Origin of the sequence: Burkholderia sp. Bp8963 (assembly GCF_003854275.1) — a bacterium.
Lineage (GTDB): Bacteria > Pseudomonadota > Gammaproteobacteria > Burkholderiales > Burkholderiaceae > Burkholderia.
Genome location: NZ_QTQP01000001.1, coordinates 318,159 through 336,573, shown reverse-complemented (window position 1 = coordinate 336,573; position 18,415 = coordinate 318,159). Strand labels below are relative to the sequence as shown.

The 18,415-nt window shown below is 66.6% G+C and carries 11 protein-coding genes and 1 pseudogene; 6 read left to right on the top strand and 6 right to left on the bottom strand.

Going from position 1 to position 18,415, the window contains the following annotated elements; all coding sequences use genetic code 11:
- Positions 1–46 precede the first annotated feature (46 nt).
- On the bottom strand, positions 47–5,947 hold the full coding sequence (uvrA, locus tag DID96_RS01520; protein WP_124597502.1) for an excinuclease ABC subunit UvrA: 5,901 nt from the start codon (positions 5,945–5,947) through the stop codon (positions 47–49).
- Positions 5,948–6,690: 743 nt separating this feature from the next.
- Between uvrA and ltrA the strand changes: the two genes are divergently transcribed.
- A complete protein-coding gene (ltrA, locus tag DID96_RS01510) occupies positions 6,691–8,214 on the top strand; it encodes a group II intron reverse transcriptase/maturase (protein ID WP_124597501.1) in 1,524 nt (507 codons plus the stop codon).
- Positions 8,215–8,390: 176 nt separating this feature from the next.
- On the opposite strand, the pseudogene DID96_RS38770 reads toward ltrA, so the two are convergent.
- The 5 genes and pseudogenes from DID96_RS38770 to DID96_RS01485 all read right to left on the bottom strand — a co-directional run.
- A pseudogene (locus DID96_RS38770) lies at positions 8,391–8,547 on the bottom strand (DUF1016 N-terminal domain-containing protein); the annotation flags it as partial.
- Positions 8,548–8,634: 87 nt separating this feature from the next.
- Positions 8,635–10,026: a dihydrolipoyl dehydrogenase gene (gene lpdA, locus DID96_RS01500; protein WP_124597500.1), complete on the bottom strand. Its 1,392-nt coding sequence runs from the start codon at positions 10,024–10,026 to the stop codon at positions 8,635–8,637.
- Positions 10,027–10,039: 13 nt separating this feature from the next.
- On the bottom strand, positions 10,040–11,371 hold the full coding sequence (locus DID96_RS01495) for a dihydrolipoamide acetyltransferase family protein (RefSeq protein WP_124597499.1): 1,332 nt from the start codon (positions 11,369–11,371) through the stop codon (positions 10,040–10,042).
- Position 11,372: 1 nt separating this feature from the next.
- Positions 11,373–12,416: an alpha-ketoacid dehydrogenase subunit beta gene (locus tag DID96_RS01490; protein WP_124597498.1), complete on the bottom strand. Its 1,044-nt coding sequence runs from the start codon at positions 12,414–12,416 to the stop codon at positions 11,373–11,375.
- 2 nt (positions 12,417–12,418) lie between these two features.
- Complete coding sequence (locus DID96_RS01485; RefSeq protein ID WP_124597497.1) at positions 12,419–13,651, bottom strand: 3-methyl-2-oxobutanoate dehydrogenase (2-methylpropanoyl-transferring) subunit alpha; 1,233 nt, start codon at positions 13,649–13,651, stop codon at positions 12,419–12,421.
- A gap of 133 nt (positions 13,652–13,784) precedes the next feature.
- On the opposite strand from DID96_RS01485, the gene DID96_RS38175 reads away from it, so the two are divergent.
- The 5 genes from DID96_RS38175 to DID96_RS01465 all read left to right on the top strand — a co-directional run bounded on the left by DID96_RS38175 (position 13,785) and on the right by DID96_RS01465 (position 18,413).
- Positions 13,785–13,949, top strand: a complete 165-nt coding sequence (locus DID96_RS38175; RefSeq protein ID WP_185732147.1) for a hypothetical protein — start codon at positions 13,785–13,787, stop codon at positions 13,947–13,949.
- A gap of 238 nt (positions 13,950–14,187) precedes the next feature.
- Entirely contained in the window at positions 14,188–15,027 is an 840-nt protein-coding gene (locus DID96_RS01480; protein WP_124597496.1) for a universal stress protein, read from the top strand.
- Positions 15,028–15,097: 70 nt separating this feature from the next.
- Positions 15,098–15,931, top strand: coding sequence for a universal stress protein (locus DID96_RS01475; RefSeq protein WP_124597495.1), 834 nt, complete (start codon positions 15,098–15,100; stop codon positions 15,929–15,931).
- A 300-nt stretch (positions 15,932–16,231) separates the two neighbouring features.
- Positions 16,232–17,491 (top strand): porin, encoded by a 1,260-nt coding sequence (locus DID96_RS01470; protein ID WP_124597494.1) that lies wholly within the window; start codon positions 16,232–16,234, stop codon positions 17,489–17,491.
- Positions 17,492–17,966: 475 nt separating this feature from the next.
- A complete protein-coding gene (locus tag DID96_RS01465; RefSeq protein WP_185732146.1) occupies positions 17,967–18,413 on the top strand; it encodes a carboxypeptidase-like regulatory domain-containing protein in 447 nt (148 codons plus the stop codon).
- The last annotated feature ends 2 nt before the right edge of the window (positions 18,414–18,415 follow it).

The window sequence follows — 18,415 nt, the reverse complement described above, 5'->3', positions numbered from 1 at the left end:
ACCGGCGCCTTTCTCGGCACCGGGCCCATGCATCGAAGCATCCCGTTCAACCGACTCCTGCCTCACCTCTTCGCCCGTGTTCGCCCCGATCAGCGCGGCTTCGCGCCAGCACGGGTTCGAGCGCGCGCCCTGTATGACTCGCGCTCACCTGCACGAGCCCTTCCGGATGCGCGGCCGCCACGATCGCGCCGCCGCCCACGCCCCCCTCCGGCCCGAGGTCGATGATCCAGTCCGCTTCCGCGATCACATCGAGATCGTGCTCGATCACGACGACACTGTGCCCCGCATCCACGAGCCGATGCAGCACATGAATCAGCTTCGCGACGTCGGCCATATGCAGGCCCACGGTCGGCTCGTCGAGCACGTACAGCGTATGCGGCGCTTTCTGGCCGCGCCGTGTGATGTCGTCGCGCACCTTGCTGAGTTCGGTGACGAGCTTGATACGCTGCGCCTCGCCGCCGGACAAGGTCGGCGATGGCTGACCGAGCGTCAGGTAACCGAGGCCGACGTCCTTCATCAGTTGCAGCGGATGCGCGATGTTCGAGATCGGCGCGAAAAACTCCACCGCTTCGTCGATCTCCATCGTCAGCACGTCGCCGATGTTCCGGCCGCGCCACGTGACCGCGAGCGTCTCCGGATTGAAGCGCTGCCCGTGGCACACATCGCACGGCACCTTCACATCGGGCAGGAAGCTCATGCCGATCGTGCGCACGCCCTGCCCTTCGCAGGCGGGGCAACGCCCGTCGCCGGTGTTGAACGAGAAACGCGACGCCGTGTAGCCGCGCGCGCGCGCCTCCAGCGTGTCCGCGAACAGCTTGCGGATGGCGTCCCACACGCCGATATAAGTCGCCGGGCATGAGCGCGGCGTCTTGCCGATCGGTGTCTGATCGACTTCGAGCACGCGATCGATATGCTCCCAGCCGCTGATCGACTCGCAGCCCTGCCACGCATGCGTGACGTTGAGCGACGGCCTTGGCGCGCTGCGCGCCAGCACGCTCGCGCGGCGGTTCGCCGCCTGCGGGGCCGCCTGCTCTGCCGCCTTGCGCGCGCGTCGCGTGGCCGGCGACGACAGCACCGAGCGGCCCACCGCATCGAGCAGGTTCGTCATCAGCACGTCGCGCGCGAGCGTCGACTTGCCCGAGCCGCTCACGCCCGTCACCGCGACGAGCCGCCCAAGCGGAATGCCGACCGTGACGTCGCGCAGGTTGTGCAGCTTGCCGCCATGCACCGTCAGCCAGGTCTCCGGCACCGCCGCGCCGTCCTTCGCGCCCGGCAGGTTCACGCTGCGGCGCGGCTGCAGCGGATGCACGATCGGTTGTGCGAGGAAGCGCCCCGTCAACGAGTCGGGCTGCGCGGCGAGATCCGCGACCCCGCCCTGCGCGACCAGCGTGCCGCCGCGCTTGCCGGCGCCCGGGCCGACGTCGATGATGTGATCGGCGCGGCGTATCGTGTCTTCGTCATGCTCGACGACGACGAGCGTATTGCCCTTGTCGCCGAGCTTGCGCAGCGCGTTCAGCAGGATCTGGTTGTCGCGCGGATGCAGGCCGATCGTCGGCTCGTCGAGCACGTAGCACACGCCCTGCAGGTTGCTGCCCAGTTGCGCGGCGAGACGGATACGCTGGGCCTCGCCGCCCGACAGGCTCGGCGCCGCGCGATCGAGGCTCAGGTAGCCGAGCCCGACTTCCTCGAGAAACGCGAGACGGCTGCCGATCTCGCTGACGATGTCGCGCGCGATCTGCGCGTCCCGCCCGGCGAGCTGCAGACCGTCGATCCAGCGACGCGTATCCGACACCGTCCATTGCGCGACATCGACGATCGGATGGCCTTCGAAGGTCACCGCGCGCGCGGACGGGTTCAGCCGCGTGCCGCCGCAATCCGGGCACGGCTCGTCGCCGACGCCTTCCGGTTCCTGCTCGTCCGAAGGCAGCGTCTGCTCGCGGCCGCGACCGTCTTCGGCGAGCACCGTATCGTCGTAGGCCGCGCGCTGTTCGCGCGTGAGCGTGACGCCGGTTCCCACGCAGGTCGTGCACCAGCCGTGCTTGCTGTTGTACGAGAACATCCGCGGGTCCAGCTCCGGGTAGCTCGTGCCGCACTCGGGGCACGCGCGCTTGACCGACAGCACCTTGACCTCGCCGATCCGCGCGGTCGAATGATCGTTGGCCATCGCATGATGCAGGCCGTCGAGCGGCGCGAGCAGATGCATCACGCCCTTGCCGAGCTCGAGCGTCTCGTTCAGGCGCTGCCGCAGCTCGGCTTCGTGGTCCGGCGACACGACGATGTCGGCCACCGGCAGCTCGATCGTATGTTCGCGGAAGCGATCGAGCTTCGGCCACGGGTCCACCGTCACGAATTCGCCGTCGACGCGCAGATGCGTGCTGCCGCGCGCCTTCGCCCACTTCGCGAGATCCGTGTACACGCCCTTGCGATTGACGACGAGCGGCGCGAGCAGCCCGACGTGATCGCCGCGGTGATCGCGCAGCAATTGCGCGGCGATCGATTCGACGGATTGCGACGTCACCGGCGTGCCGTCGTGGATGCAGTGCTGAAGGCCGAGCTTCACGTAAAGTAGCCGCAGGAAGTGCCACACTTCGGACGTCGTCGCGACCGTGCTCTTGCGGCCGCCGCGCGACAGCCGCTGCTCGATCGCGACGGTCGGCGGAATGCCGTACACCGCGTCGACTTCGGGGCGCCCCGCCGGCTGCACGATCGAGCGCGCGTATGCGTTCAGCGATTCGAGGTAGCGGCGCTGCCCTTCGTGAAAGAGGATGTCGAACGCGAGCGTCGACTTGCCGGAACCGGACACGCCGGTGACCACGTTGAACTTGCCGTGCGGAATGTCGACGTCGAGCGCCTTCAGGTTGTGCTCGCGCGCGTTGACGATCCGCACGATGTCCTCGCCTTCGACTTCGCGTCGCGCGCGCGCCGCGCTCAACGCGGCCTGCAACGGCACGCCCTCCTCTGCGGGCTCGATATCGGCGGCCATTGCGCGGTCGTAGTGCAACAACGCCACGCCGGTATGCGATTCGGCGCAGGCTTTCACATCGTCAGGCGTGCCCGCGCACAGCACGAGGCCGCCGCCGTCGCCGCCTTCCGGACCGAGATCGATCAGCCAGTCGGCCGCGCGGATCACGTCGAGATTGTGCTCGATCACGATCAGCGAATGGCCGCTCGCAAGCAGCTTGCCGAACGCCTGCATCAGCTTCGCGATGTCGTCGAAGTGCAGCCCCGTGGTCGGCTCGTCGAACATGAACAGACGTGCGACGCGCGCCTCTCTCGTGACGACACGGCGCCCGCTGGCGGCCTTCGCCGACTCGGCGAGAAAGCCCGCCAGCTTCAGGCGTTGCGCTTCGCCGCCCGACAGCGTCGGCACCGGCTGGCCGAGTTTTACGTATTCGAGCCCGACGTCGACGATCGGCTGCAGCACGCGCAGCACCTCGGCGTCAGCCGCGAAGAACGCGGCGGCTTCGCTGACGGTCAGGTCGAGCACCTCGGCCACGTTGAGTGCGCGGCCATCGCGCTTGATCCGCACTTCGAGCACCTCGGCACGATAGCGCTGGCCGTCGCAGTCCGGGCAGCGCAGATAGACGTCGCTCAGGAACTGCATCTCGATGTGCTCGAAGCCGGAGCCGCCGCAGGTCGGGCAGCGGCCGTCGCCCGAGTTGAAGCTGAACGTGCCTGCACTGTAGCCACGCTGCAGCGCGAGCGGCGCCGTCGCGAACAGCTTGCGGATCTCGTCGAACGCGCCGACATAGCTCGCCGGGTTCGAGCGTGTGGTCTTGCCGATCGGCGATTGATCGACGAACACGACATCGGTCACCTGCTCCGCGCCCGTGAGGCTGCGGTATGCGCCCGGCGACTCGGTCGCCTTGCCCAGGTGCCGCGCCATCGCCGGATAGAGCACGTCCTGCAGCAGCGTCGATTTGCCGGAACCCGATACGCCGGTCACGCACACGAGGCGCTGCAATGGAATCTCGACCGTGACGTCGCGCAGGTTGTGCTCGCTCGCGCTCTCGAGCACGATGCGCGGCGTGTGCGCGTCCACCGCGCGGCGCGCCCAGTGCGATGCGTGGGCCACGTGCTTGCGGCCGCCGAGATACTCGCCCGTCAGCGTGCGGGCCGAACGGATCGCGCCGGGCGTACCGTCGTACACGATCGTGCCGCCGCGCTCGCCCGGGCCGGGGCCCATGTCGATCAGCCGGTCGGCCGCGAGCATCACCGACGGATCGTGTTCGACGACGACCAGCGTATTGCCCGCATCGCGCAAGCGCTGCATCGCCTCGACGATCCGGTTCAGGTCGCGTGGATGCAGCCCGATGCTCGGCTCGTCGAGCACGAACAGCGTTTTCGTGAGCGAGGTGCCGAGCGCCGTCGTCAGGTTGATCCGTTGCACCTCGCCGCCGGACAGCGTGCGGCTCTGCCGGTCGAGCGTCAGGTAGCCCAGGCCCACGTCGCACAGATACTTCAGCCGCGTGCGCACCTCGGCGAGCAGCAGCTTCAGCGCATCGTCGAGCAGTGCGCTCGGCAGGCTGATGTCGTCGAAGAAGCGGCGGATACGCTCGATCGGCAGCAGCATCAGGTCGTGCACCGTCAGGCCCGGCAGCGCTTCGAGCTGCGCGCGGGTCCAGTCGACGCCGCGCGGCAGGAAGCGGCCGGCAGGCGCGAGCGCCGCGTCGGCGTTCGCCTTCGTGCCGAGCCGCCACAGCAGCGACTCCGTCTTCAGGCGCGCGCCGCCGCACACGTCGCATGGCGTGTAGCTGCGGTATTTCGACAGCAGCACGCGGATGTGCATCTTGTACGCTTTCGATTCGAGGTACGCGAAGAAGCGCTTCACGCCGTACCACTGGCTCTGCCACTTGCCGTTCCAGTCCGGCGAGCCGTTGATGACCCAGTCCCGTTCGTCGGATGTCAGGTCGGCCCACGGCGTATCGCGCCGGATGTTCGCCTTCGCCGCATAGCGCATCAGGTCGTCCTGGCATTCCTTCCACGCGGGCGTCTGCATCGGCTTGATCGCGCCGCCGCGCAGCGTCTTGCGCTCGTCGGGGATCACGAGGCCGAGATCGACGCCGATCACGCGGCCAAAGCCGCGGCAGGTTTCGCATGCGCCGTACGCCGAGTTGAACGAGAACAACGCCGCCTGCGGATCCGCGTAGCGCAGGTCGCTGTCCGGGCTATGGAGCCCGGTGGAGAAGCGCCAGACTTGCGGCTCCGCTGCCGCGTCGGTCGCGTTGTCCGGCGCTTGTGCGAGCACGTAGACGTTCACGCGCCCGCCGCCGCGCTTCAACGACGCTTCGATCGCCTCGATGGCGCGCACCTTGTCGACCTGATGCAGCCGGAAGCGGTCGGCCACCACGTCGAGCACCTTGCGCGGCCCGGTGGGCGACGCGATCTCGCGCCGTGCCTGCACCCGCGTATAGCCGCTCGCCGACAGCCACTGCTCGACTTCCTCATCGGTCACGGTTTCCGGCAACTCGACCGGAAACGTAACCACGAGCCGCGGATCGTGATCCGTCGTGCGCGCGGAGAGGTCAGCGTAGATCGTCTCCGGCGTGTCGTGCCGCACCGGCTGCGCGGTCTTGCAGTCGAACAGTTCCGCTGCGCGGGCGTACAGGAGCTTCAGGTGGTCGTTGAGCTCGGTCATCGTGCCGACGGTCGAGCGTGAACTGCGGACGGGGTTGGTCTGGTCGATCGCAATCGCGGGCGGCACGCCGTCGACGCGGTCTACCTGCGGGCGGTCCATCCGGTCGAGAAACTGCCGCGCGTATGCGCTGAACGTCTCGACGTAGCGCCGTTGGCCCTCTGCGTACAGGGTGTCGAACACGAGACTCGATTTGCCGGAACCCGACGGGCCGGTGACGACCGTCATTTCACCGGTGCGCAGGTCGAGATCGATATGCTTGAGATTGTGCTGACGCGCTCCGCGAATGCGGATCAGATTGCTGGATGACAATTTGTCTGCCCGTCTGAATGGGTTGGCCAGGGGAGCGGCGCCGGGAGGCTGGGGGCGCTCGCGGGCACGGCGCCCGGGTCGTGGTGCGGACACGGGGACGGGCCGGTTTCGGACGAGTACTATACTGTATATTTGTACAGGTGCGACCTGAAGGTCGCTATCGCAATTGTCTTGCCGATAGTAATCGGACAAGACCTGCTGTTCTGCCAGCAGTAGCCTACTCGGTCGTGCGTCGCTGGTAACGGCGAGGTGCGGAGCATCGAGGACAACGACCGGGGCCGCGAGGCCTAGCCCGAGCCGCGAGGCGAAGGCGACACCTGCAAGCACCGATGCGGGAGCCGGGAGGGCTTGGATGGCACGGTTAACGGAAGTGAATTCTCGCAAGCGTCGTGAACACAGTCCAGCCAAAGGTGCTGTTAGGCTGCGGGCAAAAGCTAAGCGACCGGGTGCATTCAGTCTGTCTTGGATGCACGCAGACCATAGCGTCGCCGGCGTAGAGAGGAAACCGTCGCCATCTTCGTTGCGTTAGCGAAACAGGGTAAGCCCATCCTGCCGCCCGCATGGGCAGGCCGACCGCGAGGGAAGCTGTTGGCGGAGTGGGTAAAGGAGGTTGGAGAAAGCGAACGCCGGGTTGTAATGGCCGGGATACGGGCTGAGACATCGCCCGACACGAAAGTGGGCAGACTTCCAACTGGTCTCTCATCACGAGATAGCTTGCATAATCTTTGAAGGCAAGAAAGCAAATGAACGGGCAGTCAACGTGTGCACTGGCCGACCAAGGTACGTCGTGGCACAGCATCGACTGGAACACGGCCCACGCCGCGGTCAAAAGAATGCAGGCGCGTATCGTGAAGGCAACACAGGACGGTCGCTGGAACAGGGTCAAGGCCCTGCAACGGCTGCTGACCACCTCGTTTTACAGCAAAGCCTTAGCCGTGAAACGAGTGACGGAAAACCAGGGCAAACGTACACCGGGGGTAGACAGAGTGCTTTGGTCGACCCCGGATGCCAAATACATGGCGATAGGTTCTCTGAAGCGGTGCGGCTACCAACCGCTTCCGCTGAAGCGAATCTATATACCCAAGAGTAACGGCAAGCTGCGCCCGCTGAGCATCCCTACGATGCGCGATCGGGCGATGCAGGCCCTTTACCTGCTCGCTCTCGATCCAGTATCCGAAACGATTTCAGATGTGCAATCCTATGGATTCCGAAAAGAGCGATCCACTCATGACGCGATAGCGCAATGCTTCATGAACGCCCGCTACCACGGCAACCCAAAAGACCGGGGTGCACGAGTTTCGGCGCAGTGGATTCTCGAAGCGGACATCCGCGGCTGCTTCGACAACATCGACCACGCGTGGCTCCTAAAGCACGTGCCGACGGACAAGGCCGTGTTGGCGAAATGGCTGAGGGCCGGTTACTTGAAGGACGGCGCATTCGCAAGGACAACCGAAGGAACGCCACAGGGCGGAATCATTAGCCCTGTGCTCGCCAACTTTGCGCTAAACGGGTTGGACAAGGCTCTATCGTCCGCCTTCAAAAATGCATCACAGCGCATAGCCCACAAGGTCAATCTCGTGCGATATGCCGACGACTTCGTCATCACTGGAGTGAGTCGGGAAGTGTTACAAGACACAATCACCCCGGCAGTCACCGCGTTTCTTGCATCTAGGGGACTGGAACTCGCTCCGGAGAAAACGAAGATCACCCATTTGACAGAAGGCTATGATTTCCTCGGCCAGAACGTCCGGCGATACGGCAAGAAACTGCTTATCAAGCCGGCGCGGAAGAACGTGCAGTCCTTCCTGCTAAAGGCCCGGGATCTCATCCGAAGGTTACGGTCAGCACCGCAAGATTTGTTGATCCGCGCCCTCAACCCTGTGATCACTGGCTGGGCGATGTACCACCGCCACGTTGTCGCACAGGAAACCTTCTCTAACGTGGACAGCCATATTTGGTACGCACTCTGGCAATGGGCTAAGCGACGCCACCCAAAGAAACCTCCGGAATGGGTAAGGCAACGCTACTTCCATCAGATTGGGCTGCGGAGGTGGGTATTCGCCGCCGCCACCGATCAAATGGACGATAGCGGACGCCCCCTGCTCCGGACTCTCCGGACGGCGGCAAGCATACCCATCGAACGGCATCCGAAAGTCCAGTCGGACGCCAATCCCTACGATCGTGAGTGGTACGGCTACTTCGCGCAGCGAGCTGCGATTCGAAGTCGGGCCTCCCGCGCACGCCGCAAGGGAACCGGCCGCAGCTAGTACGCGTGCTGCCATAAGCAGGTACACACGCCGGTTGGTACGTTGTGCCGCCGGGTTGGTCTAACAACTGGCCTTATAGAGGCTTGAGCCGTATGCGGGGAAACTCGCCCGTACGGTTCTTAGGGGGCGGCGGCGCAGTAATGCGCCGCTGCTACCCGACTCAGTCATCCGTGTCACTGCCTCGCCGTACGTAGCCCTGCCCTCGCCGCCCTGCTCGAACTCCACGATTCGCCGTCCAACCTCCCAGTAGGTCGCCGTCATCAAGGCGTTTACGCTACGGGCGGCCGCCGCGCGCGTGGACTCTACAACATGCTGGATATAACGGGACGCGATTGCCCACTATCAGTCAATCGCGCCCTGCACCACCGGCCCCCGTCGCAACCTGTGCAAGCGTCCCCGAGTGCCGACGTGCTCTTTGGCTCAGATATGCACCGCGTGCCCCAACGCCCGCAACGCCGCCTCCTGCATCGCCTCACCAAGCGTCGGATGCGCATGGATCGTGCCGCCGATATCCTCGAGCCGCGCGCCCATCTCGATCGATTGCGAGAACGCCGCGGCCAGCTCCGACACCCCGCGCCCGACCGCCTGCCAGCCGACGATCAGATGCGTATCCCGCCGCGCGACAACCCGCACGAACCCGTCGGTAGCCTGAAGCGTCATCGCCCGCCCATTCGCGGCAAACGGGAACGAAGCACTCAAGCAGTCAACGCCAGCCGCCCGCGCGTCATCCGGCGACCACCCCGACGTCACGATCTCCGGATCGGTAAAGCAGACAGCCGGAATCGACGCAGGCACGAACTTGCGACGCTTGCCGGCAATCAGCTCCGCGACCATCTCGCCCTGCGCCATCGCGCGATGCGCGAGCATCGGCTCGCCAGCAACGTCCCCGATCGCCCACACATTGCGCATCGACGTCCGGCATTCGTCGTCGATCCGCAGCGCCCGCCCGTTGCGTTCGAGCGGCAGTGTCTCGAGCCCAAACCCGTCGACGCGCGGCCGACGCCCGACCGCGACCAGCACGCGATCGGCCGGCAGCGTCCGCTCGGCGCCATCGGGCGCCTGCACGCGCACTGCGCCGTCGTCCGCGAGCCCGAGCACCTTGTGGCCGAGCCACAGCCTGACGCCGAGCCGCGCGAGCGAATCGGCGACCGGCTTCACGAGCTCCGCGTCATACGCGGGCAGCACGCGCTCCGCCGCCTCGACCACGCTGACGTCGACCCCGAGCTTGCGATAGACCATCCCGAGTTCCAGCCCGATGTAACCCGCGCCGACGACGACCAGCCGCTTCGGTAACGTCTTTGGCGACAGCGCCTCGGTCGACGAAACGACATGCCCGCCGAACGGCATCGACGGTAGCGCGACCGGCTCGGAACCCGTCGCGAGCAACAGGTGCTCGCAACCGATCCGGATCGTCTCGCCGCCGGCGTCGACCTCGACGGTCTTGCCGTCGATCACGCGCGCGTCGCCGTGCAGCACGCGCACGCCGTTCTTCTTCAGCAGCGCGCCGACGCCGCGCGTCAGCTTGTCGACGACGCCGTCCTTCCACGCGACGCTGCGCGCAATATCGATCTCCGGCGTGTGCACGCGGATGCCGAGCGTGCCTTCACCGGCCTGGTCGCGCGCCTGCTCGAATGCGTCGGCGACGTGGATCAGCGCCTTCGACGGAATGCAGCCGATGTTCAGGCAGGTACCGCCGAGCCGGTCGCGCTCGACGAGCAGCGTCGGAATGCCGAGCTGTCCGGCACGAATGGCGGCGACGTAGCCGCCCGGGCCGCCGCCGATCACGAGCAGCGTGGTGTGTTCGTTCTTCATTGCGCTCACTTCCTCACTCCACGAACAGCAGCGCCGGGCGTTCGAGCAACGCGCGCACCGCCTGGATGAATTCGGCCGCGTCCATGCCGTCGACGACGCGATGATCGAACGACGACGACAGGTTCATCAGCTTGCGCGCGACGACCGCGCCGTCATGGAACATCGGCCGCTCGACGATGCGGTTCACGCCGACGATGCCGACTTCCGGATGATTGATGACCGGCGTCGACACGATGCCGCCAATCGGGCCGAGGCTCGAAATCGTGATCGTCGAACCGGTGAGCTCGTCGCGCTGCGCGCGGTTGGTGCGCACCGCGTCGGCCAGCCGCGCGATTTCGGCCGAGATCGACCACACGTCGCGCGCTTCCGCGTGACGCAGCACGGGCACCGTGAGGCCCGCGTCGGTCTGTGTCGCAACGCCCATGTGCACCGCGCCGTAACGGGTCACGACGCCGGCTTCGTCGTCGAAGCGCGCGTTGAGCTGCGGAAAGTCGCGCAACGCGATCACCATCGCGCGGATCAGCAGCGGCAGCAGCGTGAGCCGGCCGCGCGAGTCGCCGTAGCGGCGGTTCAGTTCCGCGCGCAGCGTCTCGAGCTCGGTCACGTCGATTTCCTCGACGTAGCTGAAGTGCGGAATGCGCCGCTTCGCTTCCTGCATCTTGCGCGCGATCGCGCGGCGCAGGCCGATCACCGGTACCTCGGTCTCGTCGGTCCGTTCGTCATAGCCGCGCGCAGGCTGTCCGCCCGCCCGGCTGCCGGTGCGCGCGTATGCATCGAGGTCCGCGTGCAGGATCCGCCCGGCGTCGCCCGTGCCGCGCACGTAGCGCAGCTCGATGCCCATGTCCCACGCGCGCTGGCGCACGGCCGGCGATGCGAGCGGCCGCTCGCCCGGCGCAAGCGCCGCGCGCGGCGGCGTGGCGTGTTCCGCGCGGCGCGGCTCGGCAGGCGCGCGGCTCGCCGCGTGACCCGCATCCGCGGACGATACGACAGACGCGGCGGCAGCTGGCGCCGTGGCGGCGGCTGCAACGGCTGTATCTGCCACAGTGGCCACCGCGGCCACCGCGGCCTCGCGCACGTCGGCGCCCGGCTTCAGGTTGCCGTCGCCTTCGACCTCGAGGCGAATCAGCTCGCTGCCGACCGCCATCATCTCGCCGATCTTGCCGCCGAGCGCCAGCACCTTGCCCGACACGGGCGACGGAATCTCGACCGCCGCCTTGTCGGTCATCACGTCGGCGAGCGGCTGGTCTTCCTTGATCGTCTGCCCCACTTCCACATGCCAGGCCACCAGCTCGACCTCGGCGATCCCTTCGCCGATATCCGGCATCTTGATGACGTGAATACCCATGTCAAGCCTCCATCACGCGTCGCAACGCATCGCCAACCCGGCTCGGGCCGGGAAAATACGCCCATTCCTGCGCATGCGGATACGGCGTATCCCAGCCCGTCGTGCGCTCCACGGGTGCCTCGAGGTGGTAGAAGCAATGCTCCTGGACGAGCGACACCAGTTCCGCGCCATAACCGCAGGTGCGCGTCGCCTCGTGAACCACGACGCAGCGCCCGGTCTTGCGCACCGATGCGACGACCGTATCCAGATCGAGCGGCCACAGCGTCCGCAGGTCGATCACCTCGGCATCGATGCCCGTCTCCTCGGCCGCGGCCAGCGACACGTGGACCGTCGTGCCGTACGTCAGCACCGTCACGTCGCTGCCGGCGCGCACGACGGCGGCCGAATCGAGCGGCACCGTGTAGTAGCCCTCCGGCACCGCGCTTGCCGGATGCTTCAGCCACGACGTGACCGGCCGTTCGTGATGGCCGTCGAACGGCCCGTTGTAAAGCCGCTTTGGTTCGAGAAAGATCACCGGATCGTCGTTTTCGATCGCCGCGATCAGCAGCCCCTTCGCGTCGTACGGGTTCGACGGCATCACCGTGCGCAGCCCGCACACCTGCGTGAACATCGCCTCCGGGCTCTGGCTGTGGGTCTGGCCGCCGTAGATGCCGCCGCCGCACGGCATCCGGATCGTCATCGGCGCGGTGAACTGGCCGGCAGACCGGTAGCGCAGCCGCGCGCCTTCCGACACGATCTGGTCGGATGCCGGGTAGAAGTAGTCCGCGAACTGGATCTCGCACACGGGCCGCAGCCCGTACGCGCCCATCCCGACCGCCGCGCCGACGATCCCGCCTTCCGAGATCGGCGCGTCGAACACGCGCGACTTGCCGTACTTCGTCTGCAGCCCTTCGGTGCAGCGGAACACGCCGCCGAAATAGCCGACGTCCTGGCCGAACACGACCACATCGCCGTCGCGCTCGAGCATCACGTCCATCGCGGAGCGCAGCGCCTGGATCATCGTCATCGGCTGCGTGGCCGTCGTCGTTGCTTCTCGTTGCGCCATGATCACGCTCCCAGTTCCTGGCGCTGACGGCGCAGATGCGCGGGCAGCTCCTTGTACACGTCGTCGAACATCGACGCCGGCGACGGAATCCGCTCGTCGGCCAGCGTTCCGTATTTCTCCGCTTCCTTCTGTGCGGCAATCACCTCGGCCTCGAGCTCGGCCGTGAGCGCGTCGTGCGCGTTGTCCGACCAGATGCCCTTGGCGATCAGGTGGCGCTTGAAGCGCGCGATCGGATCGCCGAGCGGGAAATGGGTCCAGTCGTCGCCCGGCCGGTATTTCGACGGATCGTCCGACGTCGAGTGCGCGCCCGCGCGGTAGGTCACCCATTCGATCAGCGTCGGGCCCAGGTTGCGGCGCGCGCGTTCGGCCGCCCAGCTCGACGCCGCGTAGATCGCGAGGAAGTCGTTGCCGTCGACGCGCAGCGACGCGATCCCGCAGCCGACGCCGCGCCCCGCGAACGTCGTCCCCTCGCCGCCCGCGATCGCCTGGAACGTCGAGATCGCCCACTGGTTGTTGACGACATTCAGCACGACGGGCGCGCGATACACGTGCGCGAACGTGAGCGCGGTATGAAAGTCGGCCTCGGCCGTCGCGCCGTCGCCGATCCAGGCGGACGCGATCTTCGTGTCGCCCTTGATCGCCGACGCCATCGCCCAGCCGACCGCCTGGATGAACTGCGTCGCCAGATTGCCGGAGATCGAGAAGAAGCCTGCTTCGCGGTCCGAATACATGACCGGGAGCTGGCGCCCCTTCAGCGGGTCGCCCTCGTTCGACATCAACTGGCAGATCATCCGTTCGAGCGGCACGTCGCGCGCGATCAGGATGCTCTGCTGCCGGTAGGTCGGGAAACACATGTCGCCGTGCCGCAGCGCCATCGCATGCGCGGCGCCGATGGCCTCTTCGCCGAGGCTCAGCATGTAGAACGAGATTTTTTTCTGGCGCTGCGCGATCAGCATGCGCGCGTCGAAGATGCGGGTCTTGAGCATCGCCCGCATCCCGGCGAGCAGTTGCGCGTCGTCGAGATCCGGTGCCCACGGGCCGACGGCTTCGCCATGGTCGTCGAGCACGCGCACGAGGCTGCGGGCGAGATCGGCGGTGTCCGCCGCGGCAACATCGATCGGCGGGCGGCGAACCGCGCCGGCTGGCGATAGATGCAGATAGGAAAAGTCGGTCTTGCAGCCCGGTCGCCCTGTAGGCTCCGGCACATGCAGACGCAATGGCTCTGACAGGCTCATCGTGTCGTCTCCACGCTCGATTTTGTCTCACGCTGATAAGGAAACGCGCGGCCGGTTGCCGGCTCGCGCGTGGCGTGGCACGCGGATAAGCGCACCAACCTTGGGAATTTATGCAATGCCACGCTGGCCGTCGATGACCAACCCGCTCGATCGTGGTGAGCAGATTTGCCATGTCGGGCAGGACACGGCTGGGCCGCGATGCGCGCGCCGGCGATTGACCGGCGAACGTGAACGCATCAACCGCCGCCGTCAATCGACGCGGCTGTCGGCCCTCGGCGAGACCAGAATCGGCACGTAATGGATCGTGTGGGATCGTGTGCGCGAGCAGCGCGACGAGCGAGAAGCGATGCGTGATCAGTTGGTTCGGATCGAGCCGCCCCGCGCGCACGGTCTTCATCAGCAGCGCTACCGGCAACGCGAGCGCTTCACTGTGCGGCCACCGGGCGCAACCGCCGTTGATCTGAGTCAACGGTGCGGGAAGCCAGCCTCGTAGACTGAATTGCACTGACGGGTCCACCGTCGATGGAGCGATCGCGATGAGCTACAAGAGCCTGGTCGTGCATCTCGATACGAGCGACCGCGCACATTCGCGCCTCGAGTTCGCATTGCGGCTCGCGCGGCAATTCGATGCGCATCTGACCGGCGTCTTCGCCGTCTATACGCCGGAGCCAAGTTCGTTTTATGTGATGGCCGGGTCCGCCGACTATTTTCGCGAGCACCAGCAATGGCGCGATCAGCGCTTTGCGGCACTCGAGCGTCTGTTCCATGCGGAAACCATGCGCGCCAAGGTGCCGAGCCGCTGGATCACCGCCGACGCACGGGCCAACAGCACGGTGCCGCATCATGCGCGTCATGCCGATCTCGTGATCGTCGGCCAGCGCAATCCCGACGACCCCGAGACCTTCATCGACGATCAGTTCCCCGAAAACCTGGTGCTCTCGGCGGGACGCCCCGTGCTGTTCGTGCCGTACGCGGGAGAGTTTGCGTCGGTCGGCGAGCGCGTGCTCGTTGCATGGGACGGCAGTCGGGAAGCCGTGCGCGCCGCGCATGACGCGATACCGTTCCTCGAACGGGCGAAACGAACGACGGTCGTCGCCGTCACCGGCGCGGGCGACGACGAGGCGGACTGGCGCATTCCGGGGGCCGACGCGGCGCAGATGCTTGCGCGCCATGCGCCGGATGTCAACGTACTCGATATTGCCGGTGCGCCCGATACGCCAGTCGGCGACACGTTGCTGTCGCGCGCGTACGAAACGGGCTCCGACCTGCTCGTCATGGGCGCCTATGGGCACACGCGCTGGCGCGAACTGCTGATGGGCGGCGTGACGCGTACCGTGCTCGCGTCGATGACGCTGCCGGTCCTGATGTCGCACTGAGCGCGAGCGCACCAATGCGGACCCGCGCGAACCGCGTGATCGACGCGGCCTCGACCGAAAAGGAACAGTCATGAGCTACAAGACCCTGCTCGTTCATCTCGACGACAGCCCGCGCAGTGCGGCACGCGTCGAACTGGCGCTCGAGCTTGCGCAACGCTGGCACGCGCACCTGATCGGCCTGTACGTGGTCTGCCAGGATCTGTTCGAGCCATTGCTCCGGCACGATGAACCGCTGAAGCTGGCCGTGTACGAACGCTTGGGCGAAGAACGCCGGAAGCAGGCGGAAACCGCCTTCCTCGAAGCGGCGGAACGTGCAGGATGTAGCGTCGAGTGGCGAGCGCCTGCCGGCCCCGCGACCGAGACAGCGACACTGCATGCGCGCCACGCGGATCTGCTCGTGCTCGGCCAGACGGATCCGCACGACCGCACCACCTACATTGCCCGCCATTTCGTCGATGACGTGGTGACGGGCAGCGGGCGTCCGGCGATCATCGTGCCGTACGCGGGCCAGGTACGCACGTTCGGCGAGAACATCCTCATCGCATGGGACGGCGGCCGTGAGGCAGCCCGCGCGGTTGCCGACGCGCTGCCGCTGCTCGAGCGCGCGCGCTTCGTCACCGTCGAGACGGTCGAGCGCCGGCATTCCGATCCGGACTGGACGCCCGCAGGCGTCGATGTTGCCGCTTACCTTGAACGCCACGGCATTCGCGCCGCCTTTGCGACGACGCCGCGCGAAGGCGACGTCGGCACCGGCGCGACGCTGCTCAACCGGACCAGCGACCTGCATGCGGATCTCCTCGTCATGGGGGCCTACAGCCACACGCGCACGCGCGAGCGCGTGCTCGGCGGCGCAACGCGAACCATCCTCGAAAGCATGACGGTGCCGGTGCTGATGTCGCACTGAGCCAGTGCGGGGCGGCCTTCTTGCGCCGCCCGAATTCCGGCCCGATTTCAGCTCGACTTCCGGCCGATCGGCCGTGCCCGGCAGCGATTCCGCCACGCATCACTGCAGAGACCCCACCTTCCCCGATGCAGGCCAGGCCACCGCGCGATTGTGCGCGGTCCTGCAGAGGACCTTTCCTGTGCAGCATCTTAATCGGCAGTCGCGCGATCTCCAATAATCGCTGCTCTGTCCGTCGGTCCATTCACTGTCCGCCGGCGCGGCAGGCCGGCACTCCGGCCGGATCGACCGATAAAAAATCATATGCATTCCTATAGACATAAGAAAACACGCAACCACGCCCTCCTCGCCAGGCTTCACGCCGTGGCCAGCGGCCGGCGGGCCGGCGGCATTGCGGGGACCGTCGTGGTGGCCTGCCTGGGCGGCTTCGGCGCAGGCGCGGCCCACGCGCAAAGCAGCGTCGCGTTGTACGGCCTGATCGACACGTCGATCACCTATGCGAACAACCAGCGCACCCACGGAGCCGGTTCGCCGGGCAACAGCAACTGGGCAATGACGAGCGGCGCGTTGAACGCGGCGCGCTGGGGGCTGCGCGGCCGTGAGGATCTCGGCGGCGGATTGGCGGCGATCTTTACGCTCGAGAACGGCTTCTCGGGCACGACCGGCGCGCTGTCGCAGAAAGGCGTCGACCTGTTCGGCCGTCAGGCGTGGGTCGGTGTCAGCTCGAAATCGGGCGGCGCGCTGACGTTCGGCCGCCAGTACGATCTGATCCTGGATTTCGTGACGCCGCTCGGCGCATCCGGTCCCGGCTGGGGCGGCAATCTGGCCGTCCATCCGTACGACAACGACGACTCGAACCGTAACATCCGCATCAACAACGCGGTCAAGTACACGAGCCCGACGTATCGCGGCCTGACGTTCGGCGCGATGTACGGCTTCTCGAACACGCCGGGCCAGTTCGGCAACAACGCGGCGTGGAGCGCGGGGCTCTCGTACGCGAACGGGCCGCTGAAGCTCGGCGCCGGCTACCTGAAGATCAACCGCGACAGGAACGCGGCGAATCCGAACGGCGCACTGAGCACGGTGGACGGCTCCGCGACGATCACGGGCGGCAGCCAGCAGATCTGGGCCGTTGCCGGACGGTATGCGTTCGGACCGCATTCGGTCGGCGCCGCATGGTCGCATTCCGCGACCGATGGCGTGACCGGCGTGCTGCAGGGCGGCAGCATCGCCGCGCTCAAGGGCAACTCGCTGGTCTTCGACAACGTCACGATCGACGGGCGCTACTTCGTCACGCACGCGTTGAGCGTCGGCGCCGCGTACACCTATACGATGGGCCGCTTCGACTCCCGCACGGGGCAAACCCGTCCGAAGTGGAACCAGGTGGTCGCGCAAGCCGATTACGCGTTCTCGAAGCGCACGGATGCCTACCTCGAAGGCGTCTACCAGAGCGTGAGCGGCGGCAACGGCAACCCGGCGTTCAATGCGACGGTGTGGACCTTGACCCCGTCGGCCAACAGCAATCAGGTTGTCGTCGCGCTGGGCTTGCGGCACCGCTTCTGATCGATTTCCGATCGATCCCCGTGCACCGGCGGCATGATGCGCAACGCGCATGCGTCGTGCGGCCGGCGTCGGCCAGTTGTCCATTCATCCGATAAGTGCCCGCTTAAGCGTGCGTTAATCCTCGGCGCCTACGCTGGAAGTGTCGTACCGTGTCACGGCAACGCCGGGGTCGGTCGCTGACCGCCTCCGGCATTGCGCGGGACCGCAGCAACGACGCGCGCAGGCATTGCGCCAATGCGTGTTGCAGTCTTACATGGGGTCGCCCCGCTGCCCTCGCCGCAGCTTGCGGCGCCACTGCTTCGACGCCCCGGCGACATCCCTGCTCCCGATCCTGAACGGTCCGGACCCGGCGCGCATGCCATCGCGCGGCTTGTTCGATGTCATCGTGAATGCACGTCCTCCGTGCATGAGGACGCACATCGAACGCGTTTGATGATGCCCGGTTCCACATGGCACAACACAAACGGAGGCGATCATGAACTCCCTATCCACATTGAAGCTGGATATTGCCGTGGTGGCCGTGCTGGCGCTCGGCATCGGCGGCCAGTACGCATGGGCCGCGGATGCCGAATCGCTGCCACCGCCCGATCATGCCGGTCAGGTGACGTATCTGTCCGGCGGCATTGGCAGCGATCAGTCGGCTGCGATCAAGGAGCAAATGCGCGATTACCCGCTGGTGCTCGAGTTTGCCGGCCGGGCCGGCAGCGGCGACAACGACTACCTCGCGGATATCCCCGTGAACGTCACGGACGCGCATGGCAATCAGGTGCTGTCGACGGTCACGCAAGGCCCGTTCCTGCTCGCGACGCTGCCCGACGGGCGCTACTCGGTGACGGCGACGTACAACGGCCAGACCCAGCGGCGCAACGTGCAGGTGCATGCGTCGTCGCACGTGCACGAAGTGTTCATCTGGAACATGTGACG